This is a genomic window from Pedobacter sp. 05L430, from assembly GCF_056397585.1.
This window is the reverse complement of the sequence record NZ_JBFTNT010000412.1, coordinates 1-3,009: the sequence shown is the minus strand read 5'-3', so window position 1 is coordinate 3,009 and position 3,009 is coordinate 1. Positions and strand designations below refer to the sequence as shown.

The window sequence follows — 3,009 nt, the reverse complement described above, 5'->3', positions numbered from 1 at the left end:
ATGTTAAAGCGAGAGGGATAATTAAAGATGCGGAAAAATTTGATCCTGCCTTTTTTGGAATTAATCCGAAACTGGCAGATTTGATGGATCCGCAGCAAAGAATATTCTTAGAGATAGCTTGGGAAGTATTGGAAAAAACGGGGCATTTATTCCCTGTTTATTCTAAAAAAGTCGCCATTTATGCAGGTAGTGGAAGTAATACTTATTATGTAAACAATTTATTACAATATCCCGATTTAATAGAAAACATTGGAAGCCTGCAAGTACTTACAGTAAACGAAAAAGATTATATTGCTTCGAGAACGGCTTATCATTTAAACCTAAAGGGACAGGCTGTTAGTGTAAACTCTGCCTGTTCAACCTCGTTACTTGCGGTGGCAGAAGCGGTAAAAAGCCTTCGTTCCGGTTATTGTGATGCAGCTATCGCTGGGGCCTCCAGCATCACCTCTCCTATTAACAGCGGACACATTTATCAGGAAGGTAGCATGTTGAGTGCTGATGGCCATTGCCGTCCTTTTGACAATGATGCCACAGGAACTGTATTTAGTGACGGTGCCGGTGTTGTTCTACTCAAAAGATTAACAGACGCCAAACGTGATGGTGATGTTATTTATGGCGTTATTAAGGGTATTGGATTAAACAACGATGGTGCAGAAAAAGGAAGTTTTWCAGCTCCCAACACTGAAGGCCAGGCAAATGCAATTAAAGAGGCAATAACAGATGCAGATATTGATGCTTCAGAAATCAGCTATATTGAAACACATGGCACCGGAACCCCAATTGGCGACCCAATTGAATTTGATGGATTGGTTAAAGCTTTTGGTCATCAGAGTAAAACTCAGTTTTGTGCTATAGGATCAATTAAGAGCAATTTCGGTCACCTTACGCAGGCCGCCGGCGTTACGGGCTTAATTAAAGCTTGCCTATCTCTACATCGCAAGAAAATACCCGCTTCTTTGGGATACAAACAGGGAAATAAGAACATCGACTTTCTAAACAGCCCTTTTTATGTTAACAATAGCCTGAGTGATTGGACATCTGAAACTAAAAGAATTGCGGGCGTAAGTTCATTTGGTGTTGGAGGTACAAATGTACATGTGATTGTTGAAGAATATGAAAATCTGGAATCAGAGTCATCAACCGGCAGGCCGTACGACTTAATTACCTGGTCGGCCAAATCAGAGAACAGCAGGGAACAATACGCATCCTCAATATCTAATTATGTAAAAAAGAATAAGAATACTAATCTTGCGGACATTGCTTATACTCTTCAAAAAACAAGGAACGACTTCTCTTATAGAAGATTTGCAGTTGTAAACAACATTGAATCTATTGTCAGCCAACTCAATTTGGAACTACCTAAAACAGGTACCACAAATAATCTTCGCGAAGTGCCTGAAGAAATTGTATTTACATTTCCAGGCCAAGGTGCGCAATACCTAAATATGGCTGCTGATCTATATAAGGACGAGCCAGTAGTTAGAGAAGCTATAGATTGCTGTGCCGAAATTCTTAAGCAATATATAGATCGTGACATTAGAGAGATCATATTTACCAATTCATCTAATGACGAAGCCGAACAACTATTAAAACAAACCAGATACACACAACCAGCACTTTTTGTAATTGAATACGCACTTGCCAGGCTGTGGATGAATTGGGGTATCACGCCTACGCTACTTTGCGGGCACAGCATTGGCGAGTATGTTGCAGCACACCTTTCGGGAGTCTTTTCATTAGAGGATGGGTTAAAACTAATTGCAGTTAGGGGGGCAATGGTTAATGCACTTCCTCCAGGATCTATGTTATCCGTAAGAAGCGAGTCAGATCAAATAGCCAGCTTCTTAAGCGAAGGACTATCTATCGCAGCAGTAAACAGCCCGAAACTTTGCGTAATAGCAGGTCCGGAAAATCAAATATTGGAATTCAGCAAACTACTTGATATTAAAGAGATCCCTAACAAACTACTCTTTACCAGCCATGCCTTCCATTCATCTATGATGGATCCAATAGTTGATGATTTTCAAAAAGTAGTTTCTGGAATCGCTCTATCTGCCCCTAAAACTCCAATTATATCAACAGCTACCGGCTCACTGCTAACCGATGAAGAGGCAATAAATCCACAATATTGGGCAAGCCATTTAAGAAACACGGTACAATTTTCTACAGCTATTGATACAATACTTACTTACAATTCTCCAATTTTTCTGGAGGTGGGTCCAGGATCGGTAACTACAACCCTTGTAAGGCAAATTGCTGCACTAAAATCAACTTCTGTAAGGGCTATGCAGAGCCTGGCAAATAATGAGAACGATTATTGCATTCTATTAAACACATTAGGTCAGCTTTGGAATTGTGGCCTGCAACCAAATTGGGATAATTTTTATAACGGTCAGCAAAGATTGTTATTAGATCTTCCAACCTATCAGTTTGATAGAAAGAAGCACTGGGTAGATGCAATTGCAATTAACAAATTAATACCCGAGGACAACAACTATAAACCAAACAACAACAACACTCTTGTAATGAAAAAAAATAACCTGGCAATAAAAATCAGACAAGTATTAGAAGATGCATCTGGAATTGAAATGCAAAATGTTGCCGCCAATCAAAACTTCGTTGAAATAGGATTAGATTCTTTATTACTTACTCAAATCGCAATCTCTTTGAAAAGAGAGTTTAATTTGCCTGTTACATTTAGGAAATTAAATGAAGAATATCCAACTATTGAATCGTTGACTGATTACATAGATAAAAACACCGTTCAGGAAACCCCTGCTCCAATACAAAACAATACGCCAGTTCGTAATGGAAGTAATCATCAGGTTGTTGCACCTGTTTCATTTGGAAACGCTAACGACTACAACAATTCCGCACTGGGACTTATCGCTCAGCAGTTAGAAATCTTATCTAAACAGGTTTTGCTAATGAATGGGAATAATTCTATAGCGCCCCCTACTGCAATAGAATCACCAAAGCCTAAACAACAAGAAGAATCTGAACTAACCC

General features: G+C 39.2%; 1 protein-coding gene. It reads left to right on the top strand.

Annotated features, from left to right (window positions below; translation table 11 throughout):
• Positions 1–3,009: beta-ketoacyl synthase N-terminal-like domain-containing protein (locus AC1DG9_RS25665; RefSeq protein ID WP_477635525.1), on the top strand; the 3,009-nt coding region annotated here is incomplete at both ends.